This is a genomic window from Pseudomonas sp. NC02, assembly GCF_002874965.1.
GTDB lineage: Bacteria > Pseudomonadota > Gammaproteobacteria > Pseudomonadales > Pseudomonadaceae > Aquipseudomonas.
Window position 1 is genome coordinate 4,018,626 of sequence record NZ_CP025624.1, and the last position, 16,804, is coordinate 4,035,429.

Genomic DNA, 16,804 nt, shown 5'->3' on the forward strand with positions numbered 1-16,804 from the left:
GGGGGTTGGTGTTTTTATTGTTCTTCGGGCATGGCTTCGCCGTTCGCGCAAATCGGCGATTTGCGCGGCGGGTGACGTCAGTCCTGGGTTACAGCGCTAGCGGTACGGGGCCCTGGCGGATGCGGTAGCCACCGTTTTCAAGTTTCTCCAAGGGGCTGGCGGCGGCCAGCAGCTTGCGGGTGTAGGGGTGCTGCGGGCGGTCGAAGATCTCGTCGCGGGCACCCATTTCCACCACCCTGCCCTCGCTCATCACCGCCACCCGGTGGGCGATGCGTTCCACCGCTGCCAGGTCGTGGGAGATGAACAGGCAGGCAAAGCCGTACTGCGCCTGCAGGCGTTCGAACAGCTCGAGGATCTGCTTCTGGATGGTCATGTCCAACGCCGAGATCGGCTCATCGGCAATCACCAGTCGCGGGTGCCGCACCAGCGCCCGGCCAATGGCCACGCGTTGACGCTGGCCACCGGACAACTGGTGCGGGAAGCGGTCGACAAACTGTTCCGCCAGGCCGATGTCCACCAGGGTTTTCGCCACCCGCTCACGACGCTGCGCGGGCGTCATGCCGGGCACATGGCGCAGGGGTTCGGCGAGGATGTCGCCAATCTTCATGCGCGGGTCGAGGGACGAATACGGGTCCTGGAAAATCATCTGGCATTGCAGGCGATGGTCACGGTTGCCAGCCTTGAGAATGTCCACGCCCTCAAACTCGATGGCACCGGAACACGGGCTGTTCAGGCCGACAATCGCCCGGCCGAGGGTGGTCTTGCCCGAGCCGCTGCCGCCCACCAGCGCCAGGGTTTCCCCCGGGGCGATGGACAGGTTGGCCGCATGCACCACCCGCTTGAACTGACTGCGGCCCCACAGGCTGCGCGGCCCCGGGTGCTCGATGCACACGTCCTTGACCGTCAGCAACGGCCGGTCCGCCTTGGGCAGGGCTGCCAGGGTGCCGCGCCGCGGCAGGGCCTCGAGCAGTTGCCGGGTGTACTCGGCCTTGGGCGCCAGCAGGATCTGCTCGATGGTGCCCTGCTCCACCGCGCGGCCTTCGCGCATCACCACCACTTTGTCGGCGTAGCGCGCCACCAGCGACAGGTCGTGGCTGATAAACAGGATCGCCGTGCCCTGCTCGCGGGTAAGGTCGAGCATCAGTTTCAACACGTCCAGTTGCGCCAGGCAATCCAGGGCCGTGGTGGGCTCGTCGGCAATCAGCAAGGCCGGGCGCAGCAGCATCACCGAGGCGAGCATGATGCGCTGGCGCATGCCGCCGGAGAACTCGTGGGGAAACGCCGCCAGGCAACGCTCGGCGTCCTTGATGCCGATATGCCCGAGCATCTCCAGGCTGCGCTCGCGGATCTGCGCATCGCTCAGCCTGGTGTGCAGGCGCAGGCCCTCGGCCATTTGCTCGCCGATGCTCATGGACGGGTTGAGGGACACCATGGGTTCCTGGAACACCATGCCGATCTTCGCCCCACGCAACTGGCGCAGTTGCTCAGGCGCAAGGCTGCCCAGGTCATGGCCCTGGAAACGCACCTGGCCGCTGCATTGTGCAAGCGGCGGTGGCAACAGGCCGATGGCGGCGCGGGCGGCCATGGTCTTGCCGCTGCCGGACTCGCCCACCAGCGCCACGATTTCGCCGGGGGCGATGGTGAAGCTCAGGTCGTTGACCGCCAGCGGGCCGTTGGCCCCCACGCGGATTTTCAGCTGGTCGACTGCCAGAAGGATGTCAGTCATGGTCATTTACTCATCCGCGGGTCGAGACGATCGCGCAAGGCATCGCCACACAGGTTGAACGCCAGCAACGCCATGGCGATGCAGACACCGGGAAACAGCCCCAGCCAGCTGGCCGTGGCGATATACGGCCGGCTGGCGGCGAGCATGTTGCCCCAGGTGGCGGCCGGCGGCGGGACGCCCAGGCCGAGGAAGCTCAGGGAGCTTTCCGCCAGGATCGCCCAGCCGAACATGCTGGTGGCCAGCACGCACACCGGCGCCACGCAGTTCGGCGCGATGTGCCGCAGCATGGTGTACAGCTCGGAGTTACCGATAACCCGCGAGGCTTCGACAAACTCTTTCTCGCGCAACGACAACACCGTGCCGCGCACCACCCGCACCACCGACGGTGTGTAGGCCAGGCTCAAGGCAAACACGATGCCGTACAGGCTCGGGCCGATGATCGCCATCAAGCCCAGGGCCAGCAGGATCCCGGGAAACGCCAGCAACGCATCGTTGACCATCATCAAGCCCCGGTCGACCCAGCCCCGCAGGAACCCGGCCAGCAGGCCCAGTACCGTGCCGGCGGTGATCGCCAGCGTCACCGTCAACACACTCACCCACAGGCTGGTGTGCGCGCCGATCATCAGGCGGCTCAGCACGTCGCGACCGTACTCGTCAGTGCCCAGCCAGTGCGCGGCGGTGGGCGCCTGCAAGCGCGCCAGCAGGTTCAAGGCCAACGGGTCATGGGGCGTCCAGACCAGGCCCAGCAAGGCCATGATCAACAACAAGGCCAGCAGCAGCGCACCGATCAGCGCGTTCAGCGGCGGCACACGCCAGGCCCTGGGGGCACGCGCCGGTGCCGGCAACAGCACCTCGGGTGCGACAGGTAGAGGCTTATTCATAACTTAACCCTGGGGTCGAAGAGCGGGTACAGCAGGTCCACCAACAGGTTGACCAGCACATAAACAAAGGTCACCAGCAGCAGGCAGCCTTGCAGCACGGGGTAGTCCCGGGCGTAGATGGCGTCGACCATCAGCCGGCCGATACCTGGCAGGGTGAACACGGTTTCGAGCACCGCGATGCCGCTGAGCAGGTTGCCGAGGATCAGGCCGATCAGGGTCAGGGTCGGTGCAAACGAGTTGCGCAGCGCATGGCGCCACAACACCGCCCGCTCCGACAAACCCTTGGCACGGGCATGGGTGATGTATTCCAGGCGCAGCACTTCAATTGCACTGGCCCGGGCCATGCGGGTGATCGCGCCGAGTTCCACCAACGTCAGCGTGACAATCGGCAGCACGATAAAACTCAAGGCCTGCCACGGCGATTGGCCGAACGACACGTAACCCACCACCGGCAGCCAGCCGAGCTTGATGCCGAACGCGTAGAGCAACAGCAGGCCCAGCCAGAAACTCGGGATCGACAGCAACAGGGTCGCGGTGGAGACCACGCCAAAGTCCAGGGAACTGTTCTGTTTCCACGCCGAGAGCAAGCCCGCCGGTACCGCAATCAACGCCGCGAGCAACACCGAGACCAGCACGATCCCGGCACTCACCTGGAAGCGGTCAAGGATCAGCGGCAACACCGCTTCATTGGTGGTGATGGAATGCCCGAGGTCGCCGCTGAGCACCGCCTTGAGCCAGATCACAAACTGCAGCGGCAGCGGCTGGTCCAGGCCCAGGGACGCACGGGCGACCTCCAGGCTGTGGGCATCGGCCATGTCGCCGAGCATCAGCAGCGCCGGATCACCGGGCACCAGGCGGATGATCGCGAACACCATCAGCGAGATCAGCAGCAAGGTCGGGATCGACATCGCCAGCCGTTGAAAGATGAAACGCAACATCCTCAGTTACTCCCGGTCGCAGGGACGCTGACGGTCCACAGGCGCGGCTTGGACACCGGCCAGGTGCGCAGGCCTTTGACGTAATCACGGCTGGCGGCGATGGCGTTGCCGTTGTACATCGGGATCATCGGCACGTCCTTGAGCATCTGCTGATGCAGTTGGTCGAACAGCGCCTGGCGCTTGCTGATATCGCCTTCGCGCTGGGCTTCACGCAGCCATTCCTGGGCCTGGGGGTTGTCCCAGACCTTGCGCGCTTCCTTGTCCTTGTCGCCGGTCATCGAGTCGAAACTCAGGGCCGGGTCAAGGCGTTCGGAATACGGGAACGCCATCATCTGGTAGTTGCCGGTCTGGTAGCGCTCCAGCTGGGTGCCCCACTCCAGGGTTTCCAGTTCCAGGTTGATGCCGCTGGCCTTGGCCATGGCTTGCACGAACACGCCCATGTCAAAGATCGCGGCGTAGCGCTTGTTGACGATCAGTTTGATTGGCTGGCCTTTATAGCCGGCTTCCCGCAGCAGTTGGGCGGTCTTGGCCGGGTCGAAATCGAAGCCCTGGTTCTCGATTGCCTGGTGGTAGTGGCTGCCACTGGCGACCATCGAATTGTTGGCCTGGGAACGGCCACCGGTCAGGGCGGCGACGATTTGTGCGGAGTCCAGCGAATGGGCGATGGCCTGGCGCAGGCGCACATCTTTGAGCAAGGGGTCGCGGGTCTGGAACAGCAACGCGTTGACCGACATGGTGCCGCTGGAGGTGACCTTGATGCCGGGGTTGGCAGCCAGTTCGGTGGCGTCCAGCGGCGTGACGTCAATCAGCAGGTCGACGTTCTTCGACAGCAAGGCCGCCTTGGCCGCCGCCGGGTCCGGGATCACCAGCAGGCGCACGCGGTCGAGGGTTGTGTTTTTATTGCCGGTGTAGCCATCCGGCTCTTTCTCGTCCCGCGGGGTGTAGTTGGCGTTGCGCAGCAGGTCGATGTATTGGCCGGGCTTCCACTCGCCCAGGCGGAACGGGCCGGTGCCGATGGGGGCTTTCCACTGGCCATCGACCACCGAGTCGGGGTGCAGGATGCCGCTGCCACCGCATTCCGGCAGCGCGGTGCTGGTGAGGAACAGGCCGTTGGGCTTGTCCAGGGTAAACACCACGGTGAGTGGGTCCGGGGCGCTCATGTCGACGATTTTCGCGCCGCCATGGCCGTCGAACTCAGGGGCGCAGCGCCATTGGGTTTTCGGGTCGAGGTAGTGTTTCCAGGTCCACAGCACTTCGGCGGAGGTCAGTGGCGCACCGTTCTGGAACTTGACCCCGTTGCGCAGGTGGAAGGTGTAGCGCAGGCCGTCGTCGGACACCTGCACGTCCTTGGCCAGCAGCGGGCCGACGGTGGCATCTTCACGGAAGGCCACCAGTCCTTCGGTAATGTGCAAGATGACGGCGTCGGAATTGGTGTCACGGTTGACGCCTGGCTCGGTGCTGCGAATGTCGGCGTTCAACGCGACTTTCAATAGATTCTCGGCGTGGGCAGTGCCCACCAGCGCGGCGGACAAGGCGCCAGCCAGGAATAAAGTCTTGTTCATGATAAATGCACCTTGAATGATCCTTACGCTTGGGTTCGGACGCTGGCAGGACCCAAAAAGAGGCACGGCCGAACACCTGAATAGTTGTTGTTGTTTTAGTCGCTGATTACGGTTTGCGAATGTTCCTGGACCGATCTTATTCGCCCCCCAATCAACTTGAGAAGAACGCTCCGAGTGATCGGGCTCGGTTTATCCGATCATCAACCGTCCGTGGGTTGCCCTGGCCTTACCGTACCGAGAAATCAGGGCCTTGAGCTGGAAAAGATGGGGTTTTCCTGATCAAAAATAATGATCGCGATCATCCAGACCGATCTGTGCTCACCTATAGTCATCAGATAAGCTGGCTGGCATTCAATGGTTTAAATGCAGCACTGAGCGAGCCCACCGTCATGACCCTCACCCATCTTCGCGCGTTCTGCTCCGTGGTTGAAAAAGGCAGCTTCCGCTCGGCCGCACGCCAGTTGGATGTGGCCCAAAGCACATTGACCCAGTCAATCCAGACCCTCGAAAAGGAACTCGGGGTGGTGCTGCTGCAACGCTCCAACCAAGGCATCAACCTGACCCCGGCCGGCGAGGTGTTCCTGGCCCGTGCCCGTTCCATCACTCTCGACTGCGAACGCGCCCTGCTCGACCTGCAACCCTGGAAAGGCGAGCCCGAAGGCCATATCGCCCTGGGCGTCACCTCCGAACCCTTGGCCGAATTGCTGCTGCCGGTACTAAGCAACTTCACCCAGCGCTTCCCGCGCATGCAGGTGCACGTGGCCAGCGGCACCACCAAGGGCCTGGTGGAAAAAGTCCGCGATGGCCGCCTGGATTTCGTCTTGTGCCCGCTGGCGCCCAACGTGGCCGATATCGACCTGGCCATCGACCGCCTCTACAGCTCAAACGCCGGCATCATTGCGCGCAAGGGCCACCCGCAGGCCCACGCAAAATCCGTGCAAGCCCTCACCGACTGCCAGTGGATCAGCGTACGCCCGGCCGGCGTAGTGGGCGGCGCGGAGAACCGCTTGATCGAGCTGTTCCGTACCCAGGGCCTGGCGCCACCAAAGATTGCGATCACCACTGATTCGTTGCTGGAAACCCTGCACATCGTATCGGAAACCGATTACCTGACCATCGAACCGCGCATGCTGCCGGGGATGAAGCTGTTCTCCAGCGCCCTGACCACCATCGCCATCGAAGAACCGCTGGCGACCCGCGATGTATGCCTGATCAGCCGCCGTTCGTCGCCGCTCACCAGCGTCAGCCAGGAACTGACCAGCATGCTGATTTCCTATTCGCGGCTGGTGCACCGCAGCCGTTGATTTCCCTCCCCCTACGAGCCTGTTTATGCCCATGTCCTACGATGGTTTGTCCCGCGCCAGCGCCAGCAGCGTCGGCGTTGATCCCGAGCACCTGATTGCCTTTCTCGATGAAGTGAAAGCGGCCGGCCTCGACCTGCAAGGCCTGATGCTGCACCGCCACGGCCACGTGGTCGCCGAAGGCTGGAGCTGGCCGGTGGACCCCAACGAGCCGCGGGTATTGCACTCGGTGGCCAAGAGCTTCACCGCCTGCGCCATTGGCCTGGCCGTGGATGAAGGCTTGCTGAAACTGGATGACCGGCTGGTGGCGTTCTTTGCGGAGTGTGTGCCGGTGGATGCCGACCCGCGCCTGGCGGACATGACCGTAGAACACCTGCTGACCATGCGCACCGGCCACGCCACCAATACCTCGGGGTCAGTGTGGCGGGGGATCGAGACCAGCTGGATTGCCGAGTTCTTCAAGATCCCGCTGGCCTATGCACCGGGCACCACCTACGTCTATACGAGTGCGGCCAGCTACATGCTCTCGGCGCTGATCAACAAGGTCACCGGGCAAACCTTGCACGCGTACCTCAAGCCCCGGCTGTTTGTACCGCTGGAGATCCATAATGAAAGCTGGGACATCGGCCCCGATGGCGTGAATCCCGGCGGCAATGGCTTGAAGGCGCCGACCTCGGCCATGCTCAAGCTGGGTGTGCTGCATGCACAAGGCGGCGTGTGGGATGGCAAGCAGGTTCTACCGGCGGCCTGGGTTGCAGCGGCCACCCGACCACAAGGCGGGCCGGACAGCCGCTACGGTTATCACTGGATGATGAAACCGGCACACGCCTTCAGCGCTGTCGGGGTGTTTGTGCAGATGGCGATGGTGTTCCGCGAGTACGGTGCAACGCTGGTGGTGATCGGCGGGATGAAGAATTCGGCGGAGCTGATTCCGTTTGTCGAGCGGCATTTTCCGGCGGCGTTTGGCGATGATTGCACGGTCAAAGCCGAAGCGGATGCACGGTTGCAGCAACGTCTGGCGAGCATGGCACAGCGGCCTGAGTTGCTTTCAGCGTGTGCAGGGCCGAGAGATTTCACGGGCGTGTATCAGGTAGAGCCCAACGGGCTGGATGTGCAGCAATTGGCGTTCGCCGTCGAAGGCAATGTACTGCGCTTCCAACTGACCGACAGCAAGGCGACTCATGCCCTAGAGGTGGGGATTGATCACTGGATCGCCGGCACCACCAACATGCCGGGCCGGGCGTTGCACCACGGTTATGAATTCAAGGATGCGCAGATCGTTGCCGGCGCGCGCTGGCTGGATACCAGGACGCTGGAGATGACCTGGATCTACCCGCAAACCGCGTTTCGCGATCGGGTGGTGTGCGGGTTTGACGGTGACCGCGTGAGCGTGGCGCGTACGGTCAACGTCAACAGTGCCGGGAAGGAGCAGGAAGTCTTAGTCGGGAACAGCCGGTAATGCTCGCTTGTGGGCGGTCTTGAGGTAGGCGCTCTCGACAATCGCCCTCACCCGCTCACTCACTGCCTCGCCCATCAGGTAGCGGTCGATCTCGTCATAGCTGCAGCCATACGCCAACTCATCCGGCTTGCCCGGTGCCAGTTCTTCCAGGTCGGCAGTCGGTGCCTTGGCCACCAACTGCCGTGGCCCGCCAAGGGCGCTGGCCAGCAGGCGCACCTGGGTCTTGGTCAGCCCTGAGAGCGGCGCCAGGTCGCAGGCGCCGTCACCGAACTTGGTGAAAAACCCCATCAGCGCCTCCGCGCCATGGTCGGTGCCCACCACCAGGCCGTTGTGCAGGTTCGCCACGGCGTACTGCGCCATCATCCGCGCCCGGGCCTTGACGTTGCCCTTGATAAAGTCGATGCGTTCAGCGCTGGCTTGCGCGGCAGACAGGCTGCCCATCAGCCCGTCGACGCAGGCGGCGATGTTCAGCGTCTCGATACGGTCCGGTGCGATAAAGTCCAGGGAAGCCTGGGCGTCGCGCTCGTCCGCCTGGGTTTTATAGGGCAGGCGCATGGCAATAAACCGCGCCTCGTAGCCTTCGTTGCGCAGTTGTTCCACTGCCAGTTGGCACAGGCGCCCGGCGGTCAGTGAGTCGACACCGCCGCTGATGCCCAGCACCAGCGCATGGCAGCCGGACTGGCGCAAGGTGCCCTTGATGAAGTCGATGCGCCGTTGCAGCTCAGCGCCCTCGCCCCCCTTGCCGAGCAGCCGGTTGATCTTCAGTTCTTGTGCGATACGTGCCTGAGTGTCCATGTCACACCCCCAGTTGCGGATTGACGTTGCCGACGTTAAACACCTGCGCCGCATACTGCAGGAACGAGGCGTCTTCGCAGACGTTCTTGATCGGGTCATCGGAGAATTTCACCACCGGCTCGCCGTGCACCCGCACCAGTTTCATCACGATGCTCAGCGGCTCTACTCCGTCGACATCACAGGCCAGGCTGGTGCCCATGCCAAAGCCGAACTTGGCCTTGCCCCGCACGTGCCGCAGGATCGGCAGGCATTTCTCGAAATTCAGGCCATCGGAGAACATCAGGTCCTTGGTCATCGGGTCGATGCCCAGCTCCTTGTAGCGAGCCAACACCTTGTCGGCCCAGACGATCGGGTCACCGGAGTCCTGGCGCAAACCGTCGTACAGCTTGGCAAAGTACAGGTCGAAATCCTTGAGGAAAAAGTCGGTGCTGATGCAGTCGGTCAGGGCGATACCCAAGCGCCCACGGTATTCGCGCACCCAGTTTTCCAGCGCCGCATTCTGGCTTTCCCGCAGCCGCCCCAGTTGCTGGTGCACCATCAGCCACTGGTGGGCCATGGTGCCGATCAGCGGCAGGTCGAATTCGTAGGCCAGGTGCGCATTGCTGGTGCCGATGAACTGGCCGGGAAAGTCGCGGCGCATGATGTCGACCACTTCACGCTGGGCCTTGAACGACAACCGCCGGCGGGTGGAGAAGTCCGAGACACGCAGGTCGGCCAGTTCGTCGCGGGTGAGGTTTTTCTCCAGCCAGTCGAATTTCTGGTAGAGCTTGCGGGTGACGTCTTCGAGGCTGACGTCGGGGTATTTGTCGCGGTTGCGCAGCTCGCTGACCAGGGCCAATACCGGCTGTTCGAACATGATGCAGTGCAGCATCGGGCCGACCACGCGGACGTTCAGTTGGCCGTCGATTTCACTGACGTGGATATACCGCAGGTTGAAGCGGAACAGCCCCAGGAAGCGCTCGAAATCCGGGGTCAAGTACTCACGGCGCTGGTTGAACAGAAAGCGCAGCTCGCCTTCGCGCATGCTGAGGCCGGCGAGTTTTTCCAGCTCCACCCGCAGCTCGGGAATCAGGTGCCCCAGTTTCTCTCTGGAGCGGACGATGAACTGGTATTCCACATCGACATTCGGGTGCTGGTGCAACACGGCCTGCATCATGGTGAAGGTGTAGTAGTCGGTGTCCAGCAGGCCCTGGATCACAGCGTTTTCGTAGTCGTATGCACTTTCCATGAGGTACTCCTTAACGCGCGGCCATCGCGGCCAGTTCTTCCCGATTGCGGGTAATTACAATGCCCGCTTGTTGCAGATGGCTGACCGCCTGCACACCGCCCTCCTCGCTGATGCCACGGCATGCCGGCAGGTGCAGGATCACCTCGAAACCGGCCTTGAGCAGTTGCAAGGCGGTGGTCTTGACGCAGTAGTCCAGGGCCAGGCCACCGACAATCACACGCTGGATGCCTTGGGCATTGAGGTATTCGATGACGCCGGTGGAGAGTTTGTCGTGGAGGTCGTGATAGCAGGCGCCGTAGGGATGCAGGTCGGGTTCGACGCCCTTCCAGATGAAGTAGTCGTAGTCATAGGGCGTGGGCAATTCGTCCAACAGGGTGAAGCCTTCAGTGCCGGGCACACAGTGGGCGACCCAGGTGACATCGGCATGTACCAGCCCGGTGGGTTGCAGCATCTCGCTGTGCTGTTGCACCACCCAGGGCGCGTGCGGGGTATGGGCGTCCTTGCTGCCGACACGGCGCGCGGCGAGGCTGGCCATGTAATTGAGCTCGGCGCCGATCTGGTCACCACCAGCGACCGGCAATTCGTTGGGGCACAGCGGTGTGAAGCTCTACTGGGCGTCAACGTCGAATGAGGCGATAGCGTTCTTAGAGACGGTCATGGTCGTGTTCTCCTGTGGCCTGGATATAAAAGTACACGTCATGTACTTTCATGGCAAGAAACATTTTGTTATCTATCCTGGATCAAGTACACGACATACCCGTTTGATCCGTTAGACTGTGCCCCACCGCTGCCCACAGGACCCGACATGCCAGACCACGCCCCAACCCTTAGCGCCTACCTGCACACCGTGGACTTGTGCGTGCTGTTCTATTGCCGTGCATCCGGGGAACTGAAGATATTGCTCAACCAGCGCGACGCCGAGCCCTTCGCCGGGCACTGGGCCTTGCCCGGTGTAGTGGTGAATGGCGGCGTGCAAGATCTGAGCCTGCAGGATGCCGTGGAGCGGTTGCGGGCCAGTGACAAGGTTGGGTTGCCGCTGGCCTGGTATGAGCAAGTGGGGACGGTGGGCGATGCGTTTCGCGATCCGCGCTGCTGGTCGTCGTCGACCTATTACCTGGCGATCGTGGCTGATGAGGTGGAGCTGGGGGGGCACCAAAAGTGGTGCTCTGTTGATGCAGTGGCGACTGGCGGGGTCAAGCTGCCCTTCGATCACAACGCGATTGTGGCAGCGGTACAGGAAAGGCTGTTTTCCAAGTCGCTGTACAGCAGCTTGCCATTGATGTTTTTGGGCAATGAGTTCAGTGCGCCGGAGGCGACTACGATCTTTTCGCTGGTATTGGCGCGGCCGGTGCTGAAGACCAGTATTCGCCAGCGGTTGCTGAAGTTGACCGAGGCCGGTTTTTTGCGGGAGACGGGGCGCAAGAAGCATGGCGAGGGCGGACGGCCGCAGGCGACAGTGGAGAATCTGAAGCCTGGGGCGGTGTACTTCTTTGATCGCAGCTTTGCCGAATAAGACCAAGCCCCCTTCCCGGGGCAATGAAGATCAACTGTGGGAGCGGGCTTGCTCGCGAATGCGGAGTGTCAGTCGCCGGCTAGATTGACTGATACAACGCTTTCGCGAGCAAGCCCGCTCCCACAGTTTTGATCTGCGATGGTTCGAGGAGCTGCGTCCCGCTCAATTCATCCAGTTGCCGCCGTCGACGTTGTAGGTCTGGGCAACCACGTAGTCGGCCTCTTTGGACGCGAGGAAAACCGCCATTCCGGTCAAATCCTCGGCAGTCCCCATCCGCCCAAACGGTACCTCTGCTCCTACGCGCTTTTTCTTCTCGCCCAGCGGCAGCCCTTCGTGCTTGGCAAACATCGCGTCCACCCCGTCCCAATGCTCGCCGTCCACCACTCCCGGCGCGATGGCGTTCACGTTGATGCCCTGCTTGATCAGATTCAGCCCCGCCGATTGCGTGAGGCTGATCACCGCCGCCTTGGTCGCGCAGTACACCGCCACCAGAGGCTCACCCCGGCGCCCGGCCTGGCTGGCCATGTTGATGATCTTGCCGCCATGCCCCTGCTTGATCATCTGCCGGGCCGCCGCCTGCAAGGTGAACAACGTACCGGCGACGTTGATCGAGAACAACCGGTCGAAGCTCTCGCGGGTGATGTCGGTGATGGGCGCCAGGTCGAACAAGGCGGCGTTGTTGATCAGGATGTCGAGCTTGCCGGCCTGCGCCACCACGGCGGCAATCGCGGCATCGATGGACGCCTGGTCGGTGACATCCATCGCCACCGCGTAGGCTTTCGGGCCCAGCTCCGTGGCGGTGGCCCGCGCCCGCTCCAGGTTGATGTCGGCGATGGCGACGGTCGCGCCTTCGTTGATGTAGGCCTGGGCAAACGCCCGGCCAATGCCCCGCGCGCTGCCGGTGACCAGCGCACTTTTACCTTCCAGTCGTTTCATCAATGCAGTGTCCCTGAGGTGATTATTTCGGGTAGCCGGCGCGTTTCATTTCACGCTCGGTGGTGGACTGCGCCTCGGCCAGTGCCTTGTCGACCGTCATGCCGCCGGTGAGCGCTGCCGAAAACAGCTTGCCCACCGAGGTGCCGATGGCCTGGAACTCGGGGATCGTCACGTATTGGATGCCCACGTACGGCACGGGTTTGGCCGACGGGTGCGCGGGGTCGGCGTGTTGCATCATCTGCAAGGTCACCTTGGCGAACGGCGCTGCGGCCAGGTACGCCGCGTTGTAGGTGGACTGGCGCGTGCCCGGCGGTACGTTGGTGATGCCGTCCTTATCCGCTACCAGCTGGATGTATTCCTTGGAGGTGGCCCAGGTGATAAAGGCTCTGGCGGCGTCCTTGTGCTTGGAGGTGGCCGGGATCGCCAGGGACCAGGCGTACAGCCACGACGAACCCTTGTCGGTGACCTCGGTGGGTGCGGCGGCAAAACCCACGCTGTCGGCGACTTTGCTTTGGGTTTTGTCGGTGGTGAACGAGCCGGCAACGCTGGCGTCGACCCAGATCGCGCATTTGCCGCTGTTGAACAGCGCCAGGGTTTCGTTGAAACCGTTGCTGGAGACGCCCGGCGGGCCATAGTTTTTCAGGGTGTTGACGTAGAAGTTCGCCGCCGCCGTCCACTCGGGACTGGTCAGCTCGGGTTTCCATTGTTCGTCGAACCAGCGCGCACCAAAGGCGTTGGCCATGGTGCTCAGCAACGCGATGTTTTCACCCCAGCCGGCCTTGCCCCGCAGGCACATGCCGTATTGGTCCTTGGCGGGCTGGTTGAGCTTGGCGGCGAACTCGCCCAGCTGGGTCCAGGTCGGATGCTCGGGCATCGCCAGGCCGGCCTGCTTGAACAGGTCGGTGCGGTAATAAGTGACGGTGCTTTCGCCATAGAACGGCAACGCGTAGAGGGTGTTGTTCACCGACAGGCCCTGGCGTACCGCGGGGAAGATGTCTTCCACGTCGTAGTCGGCGGGCAGCGGCGTGATCGGTTCCAGCCAGTGCTTGGCGCCCCACAACGGGGTTTCGTAGGTGCCGATGGTCAGCACATCGAATTGGCCGCCCTGGGTCGCGATGTCGGTGGTGAGGCGTTGGCGCAGGACGTTTTCTTCGAGCACCACCCAGTTTAGTTTCACCTCGGGGTGCTGCTCTTCGAACACCTTGGACAGGCGCTGCATGCGGATCATGTCGCTGTTGTTGACCGTGGCGATGGTCACGGTTTCGGCAGCATGGGTGGCCATCGCGAGCGTGAGGCCGGAGAGCAGGAACAGCGCTTTCGGAAGCTTGAACATGGCGGTTTCCACTTATTGTTTTTGTTGTTGACGGCCCGATTACAGCAGCTTGCCCAAGGCCGGACAAACGACTGGCGGATGCCCGGCTGATACTTTTTTTAACCGCATCGCCAAGATCAAAAAAGTATCAGTGGCGGGCAAAAACCGGGGTAGCGGCTACTTGGACAAAGGGCGTATTTTGGTGCCATTCCAAAAAGCCCAGAAGGGCCAAGCCCGTGCCTGCAAGCCGATCCGCCCTTTTCGAGCAGCGCCCCGCCGAGCTGGAAGTGATTCTGGCCGAGCCCGAGCATGGCTTTCGCTGGTACGAACATGACTATCCGTTCGAGCTGGCCCGCTGGAACCATCACCCCGAATTCGAAATCCACCTGATCCGCCACGGCAGCGGCAAGCTCGTGGCGGGCGACTATATCGGTGCGTTTGGCGCCGGCCATGTCGCACTGATCGGCCCCGACCTGCCCCACGACTGGATCGGCGACCTGGCCCCCGGCGAGTACCTGACGGGGCGCGATGTGGTGTTGCAGTTCGACGGCGCCGCACTGCTGGCCCTGCGCACCACGCTGCCCGAGCTGGGCGACCTGCAAGGCCTGTTTGACCGGGCCCGGCGCGGCCTGGAATTCACCGGCGAGACGGCACTGAAGGCCGCGCAACTGCTGGAATCCATCGGCCCTGCTCAGGGGCTCGCGCGCCTGATTCTGTTCATCCAGTTACTGCATACCTTGGGGCAGGCGCCCTCCGGGGAAGCCCATTGCCTGGCCAGTGCCTGCTACACGCCAAGCCTGGATGCCCGCAGCTCGGAGCGTATCCACAAGGCCTTCGAATACCTGATGACGGAATTGACCGGCGACCTGCGGCTGTCGGTGATCGCCCAACGGCTGGACATGAGCGAACCGGGCTTCTCGCGTTTTTTCAAGCGCGTCACCGGCCACGGCTTTATCGACCTGATGCGCAAGTTCCGGGTGCAGCGCGCCTGCCGCCTGTTGCTGCAAAGCGAGATGTCAGTGGCCGATATCTGCTTTGAAGTGGGCTACGCCAACCTCTCCAACTTCAACCGGCACTTTCGCATCGAGATGAACCAGACGCCCAGCGAATATCGCCGGGAAACCGCGATGTACCTGTTTAACCGCAATGGCGATCAGGCGCTGCCGTTTACCAAGGCGCATTGAGCCAGGCGTGCCACTTCCAGCTCCCCATCGGCGCGGTGTCGCTGGTCATCCTCCAGAAACCACGCCGCCGACAAACCGGCGTGCGCCACCACCCATTGCAACAGGCGCTGGCGCTCCAGGCCCGCAGCCCCGGCGATGATCTCGACCTGGCGTGTAAATCGCGCCGGATCGGTGCAAGTGGGCAAATCCGGATTGCAGATCAAATTCGCGTAGTCATAGCCACGCTCGCCGGCCACCCGCTTGGGATCAATCGCCAGCCAGCCCCGGGGGCCGAAATCGAGGATGTTGTCGTGGTGCACATCACCGTGCAGCACCACCGGTTCCTGAGGTGACGCCAGCAGGCTGCGCGCCGTGGCGGCACACTCGCGTATCCGCCCGCCTTTACCCTCAGCGGCGAGCCACAGGGAGCGGAACCAGAGCTCCAATGAGTGCAAGCCCGCCGGTGGCGACGGGCGCGGCGCATGCAACAACGCCACGGTGGCGCAGGCAATGCGGCTGGCTTCATCGTCCTGGCCGTTGAGGGCCATGTGCATCAGCGAACCCGGGCCGGTTGCGCGCTCCATCACCACGGCATCGCCGTCATGGAAAAACACGCGGGCGGCGCCCTTGCCGGCCCACCAAGTCATCAACTCGCCGCCGAGCTTTTCCTCGGGCTCGCGGGCGATCTTGAGCATCGCCGGCTGCCCGTCCCAGCGCACCGGCAGCAGGTCGCTGCCGGGGGTGATGATGGCGTCACCCTCGGGTGTCAGGTTCCAGCGTTTCAAATAGTGATCGAACATCGGCGACTCCCAGTGCGAGGTCCTGCAGGATGCCACACACGCCTTTACCCGGTCCGTTACGTTTCTGACCAAAAGGCCGACTATTTCCCACTTTTCTCAATTCCTTCATGCAATTGACACAAATTGGTACAACCTGTGCAAACGTTTGCGGAACGAACTTGGCAACCAGGTTCACCTCAACCCGAAGAATCGGGCCCCAACCGCGTACGAACAGGGATTTTCAATGCAACCCACTTCCAGACGATCCGCGTCGGCTACCCCTTTTGCTGTTTCCCTGCTACTGGCTGCCGTTACGGGAGTACTCAGCGGACCCATTTTGGCGCAGGAAAAACCCACCGATGACTCAGCACAGGGCGAAGCCCTGGCCCCGGAAGCCAGCCCGTCGAAAAAAGGCGTGTACCTGTCGGACTGGTTCAACCAGGACCTGACGGTGATCGGCAGCAAAGACATCAGCTTCGGCCCCAAACCCGCCGATGACGTGTACCTGGAGTACGAATACTTCGGCCGCAAGGGCCCGTTCGAACTGTATGGCTACGTCGATATCCCGAAGATCTTCGGGATCGGCAACAGCAATGACAAAGGCGCGTGGGACCACGGCTCGCCGGTGTTCATGGAGCACGAACCGCGCATCTCCATCGACTACCTGGCCGGTCGCAGCCTGGCCATCGGCCCGTTCAAGGAATGGTATGTGGCGTTTGACTGGATCTACGACCACGGCAGCAACAAGGACAACCGTGCCAACACCTTGTACAGCGGCCTGGGCACCGACATCGAGACCCACTCGCGGGTCAACCTGTCGGCCAACTTCTATGGCCGTTACCAGTGGGAAAACTACGGCGCCAGCAACGAATACTCATGGGACGGCTACCGTGCACAGATGAAATACATCGTGCCCATCGGCAGCTTCGACAATGGTGCGTCGCTGACCTATATCGGCTTCACCAACTACGATTTCGGCTCGGATCTGCACAAAGACAACCCCGCGCGCACCGCCAACTCCCTGGTTGCAACAAACGTGCTGTTGTATTCGTTCACTCACCTGCGTTTCACCCTGGTAGGCCGTTACTTCCACAACGGCGGCAACTGGGAAGACGGCAGCGAGCTGAACTTTGGCGACGGTAATTTCCGCGCCCGCTCCAACGGCTGGGGTTACTACGCCGGTGTGGGCTATCAATTCTGAGTGTGAACAA

At 62.6% G+C, this 16,804-nt stretch carries 15 protein-coding genes; 5 read left to right on the forward strand and 10 right to left on the reverse strand.

The window, feature by feature from the left end; all coding sequences use genetic code 11:
• Positions 1–88: 88 nt before the first annotated feature.
• From C0058_RS18850 to C0058_RS18865, 4 genes are read right to left on the reverse strand one after another with little or no spacing between them, the layout of a single operon-like run.
• Positions 89–1,732 (reverse strand): ABC transporter ATP-binding protein, encoded by a 1,644-nt coding sequence (locus tag C0058_RS18850; RefSeq protein WP_102369308.1) that lies wholly within the window; start codon positions 1,730–1,732, stop codon positions 89–91.
• Positions 1,729–2,607: an ABC transporter permease gene (locus C0058_RS18855; protein WP_168197512.1), complete on the reverse strand. Its 879-nt coding sequence runs from the start codon at positions 2,605–2,607 to the stop codon at positions 1,729–1,731. The genes C0058_RS18850 and C0058_RS18855 overlap by 4 nt, the downstream gene beginning before the upstream one ends.
• Entirely contained in the window at positions 2,604–3,545 is a 942-nt protein-coding gene (locus tag C0058_RS18860; protein ID WP_003208135.1) for an ABC transporter permease, read from the reverse strand. Before C0058_RS18860 ends, C0058_RS18855 begins: the two co-directional genes overlap by 4 nt.
• 2 nt (positions 3,546–3,547) lie before the next feature.
• On the reverse strand, positions 3,548–5,107 hold the full coding sequence (locus tag C0058_RS18865; RefSeq protein WP_008437103.1) for an ABC transporter substrate-binding protein: 1,560 nt from the start codon (positions 5,105–5,107) through the stop codon (positions 3,548–3,550).
• 389 nt (positions 5,108–5,496) lie between these two features.
• Here C0058_RS18865 and C0058_RS18870 point away from each other — a divergent pair, with 389 nt between their 5' ends.
• Positions 5,497–6,411, forward strand: a complete 915-nt coding sequence (locus tag C0058_RS18870) for a LysR substrate-binding domain-containing protein (protein WP_003208132.1) — start codon at positions 5,497–5,499, stop codon at positions 6,409–6,411.
• A gap of 25 nt (positions 6,412–6,436) precedes the next feature.
• On the forward strand, positions 6,437–7,867 hold the full coding sequence (locus tag C0058_RS18875; protein ID WP_102369310.1) for a serine hydrolase: 1,431 nt from the start codon (positions 6,437–6,439) through the stop codon (positions 7,865–7,867).
• Here C0058_RS18875 and nadE read toward each other — a convergent pair.
• The 3 genes from nadE to C0058_RS18890 are packed head-to-tail and all read right to left on the reverse strand — an operon-like array spanning position 7,847 to position 10,485.
• A complete protein-coding gene (gene nadE / locus C0058_RS18880) occupies positions 7,847–8,662 on the reverse strand; it encodes an ammonia-dependent NAD(+) synthetase (protein WP_087694155.1) in 816 nt (271 codons plus the stop codon). The genes C0058_RS18875 and nadE overlap by 21 nt on opposite strands.
• 1 nt (position 8,663) lies before the next feature.
• The gene (pncB, locus tag C0058_RS18885) at positions 8,664–9,890 is read right to left on the reverse strand and encodes a nicotinate phosphoribosyltransferase (RefSeq protein WP_003208126.1); all 1,227 of its coding nucleotides are present in this window, start codon (positions 9,888–9,890) and stop codon (positions 8,664–8,666) included.
• A 10-nt stretch (positions 9,891–9,900) separates the two neighbouring features.
• Complete coding sequence (locus C0058_RS18890; protein WP_371857025.1) at positions 9,901–10,485, reverse strand: isochorismatase family protein; 585 nt, start codon at positions 10,483–10,485, stop codon at positions 9,901–9,903.
• 210 nt (positions 10,486–10,695) lie between these two features.
• Between C0058_RS18890 and C0058_RS18895 the strand changes: the two genes are divergently transcribed.
• Positions 10,696–11,403, forward strand: coding sequence for an NUDIX hydrolase (locus tag C0058_RS18895; protein WP_008437074.1), 708 nt, complete (start codon positions 10,696–10,698; stop codon positions 11,401–11,403).
• 162 nt (positions 11,404–11,565) lie between these two features.
• Here the strand turns inward: C0058_RS18895 and C0058_RS18900 are convergent, their stop codons facing one another.
• Both C0058_RS18900 and C0058_RS18905 read right to left on the reverse strand, forming a co-directional pair.
• Positions 11,566–12,339, reverse strand: coding sequence for an L-iditol 2-dehydrogenase (locus C0058_RS18900; RefSeq protein ID WP_003208119.1), 774 nt, complete (start codon positions 12,337–12,339; stop codon positions 11,566–11,568).
• 22 nt (positions 12,340–12,361) lie between these two features.
• Positions 12,362–13,621: a sugar ABC transporter substrate-binding protein gene (locus C0058_RS18905; protein ID WP_371857026.1), complete on the reverse strand. Its 1,260-nt coding sequence runs from the start codon at positions 13,619–13,621 to the stop codon at positions 12,362–12,364.
• A 266-nt stretch (positions 13,622–13,887) separates the two neighbouring features.
• On the opposite strand from C0058_RS18905, the gene C0058_RS18910 reads away from it, so the two are divergent.
• The gene (locus C0058_RS18910; RefSeq protein ID WP_102369312.1) at positions 13,888–14,835 is read left to right on the forward strand and encodes an AraC family transcriptional regulator; all 948 of its coding nucleotides are present in this window, start codon (positions 13,888–13,890) and stop codon (positions 14,833–14,835) included.
• Here the strand turns inward: C0058_RS18910 and C0058_RS18915 are convergent.
• The gene (locus C0058_RS18915) at positions 14,805–15,614 is read right to left on the reverse strand and encodes an aminoglycoside phosphotransferase family protein (RefSeq protein WP_008437070.1); all 810 of its coding nucleotides are present in this window, start codon (positions 15,612–15,614) and stop codon (positions 14,805–14,807) included. The genes C0058_RS18910 and C0058_RS18915 overlap by 31 nt on opposite strands.
• Positions 15,615–15,837: 223 nt before the next feature.
• Between C0058_RS18915 and C0058_RS18920 the strand changes: the two genes are divergently transcribed.
• Positions 15,838–16,794, forward strand: a complete 957-nt coding sequence (locus C0058_RS18920; protein ID WP_032899590.1) for a nucleoside-specific channel-forming protein Tsx — start codon at positions 15,838–15,840, stop codon at positions 16,792–16,794.
• Positions 16,795–16,804: the final 10 nt, after the last annotated feature.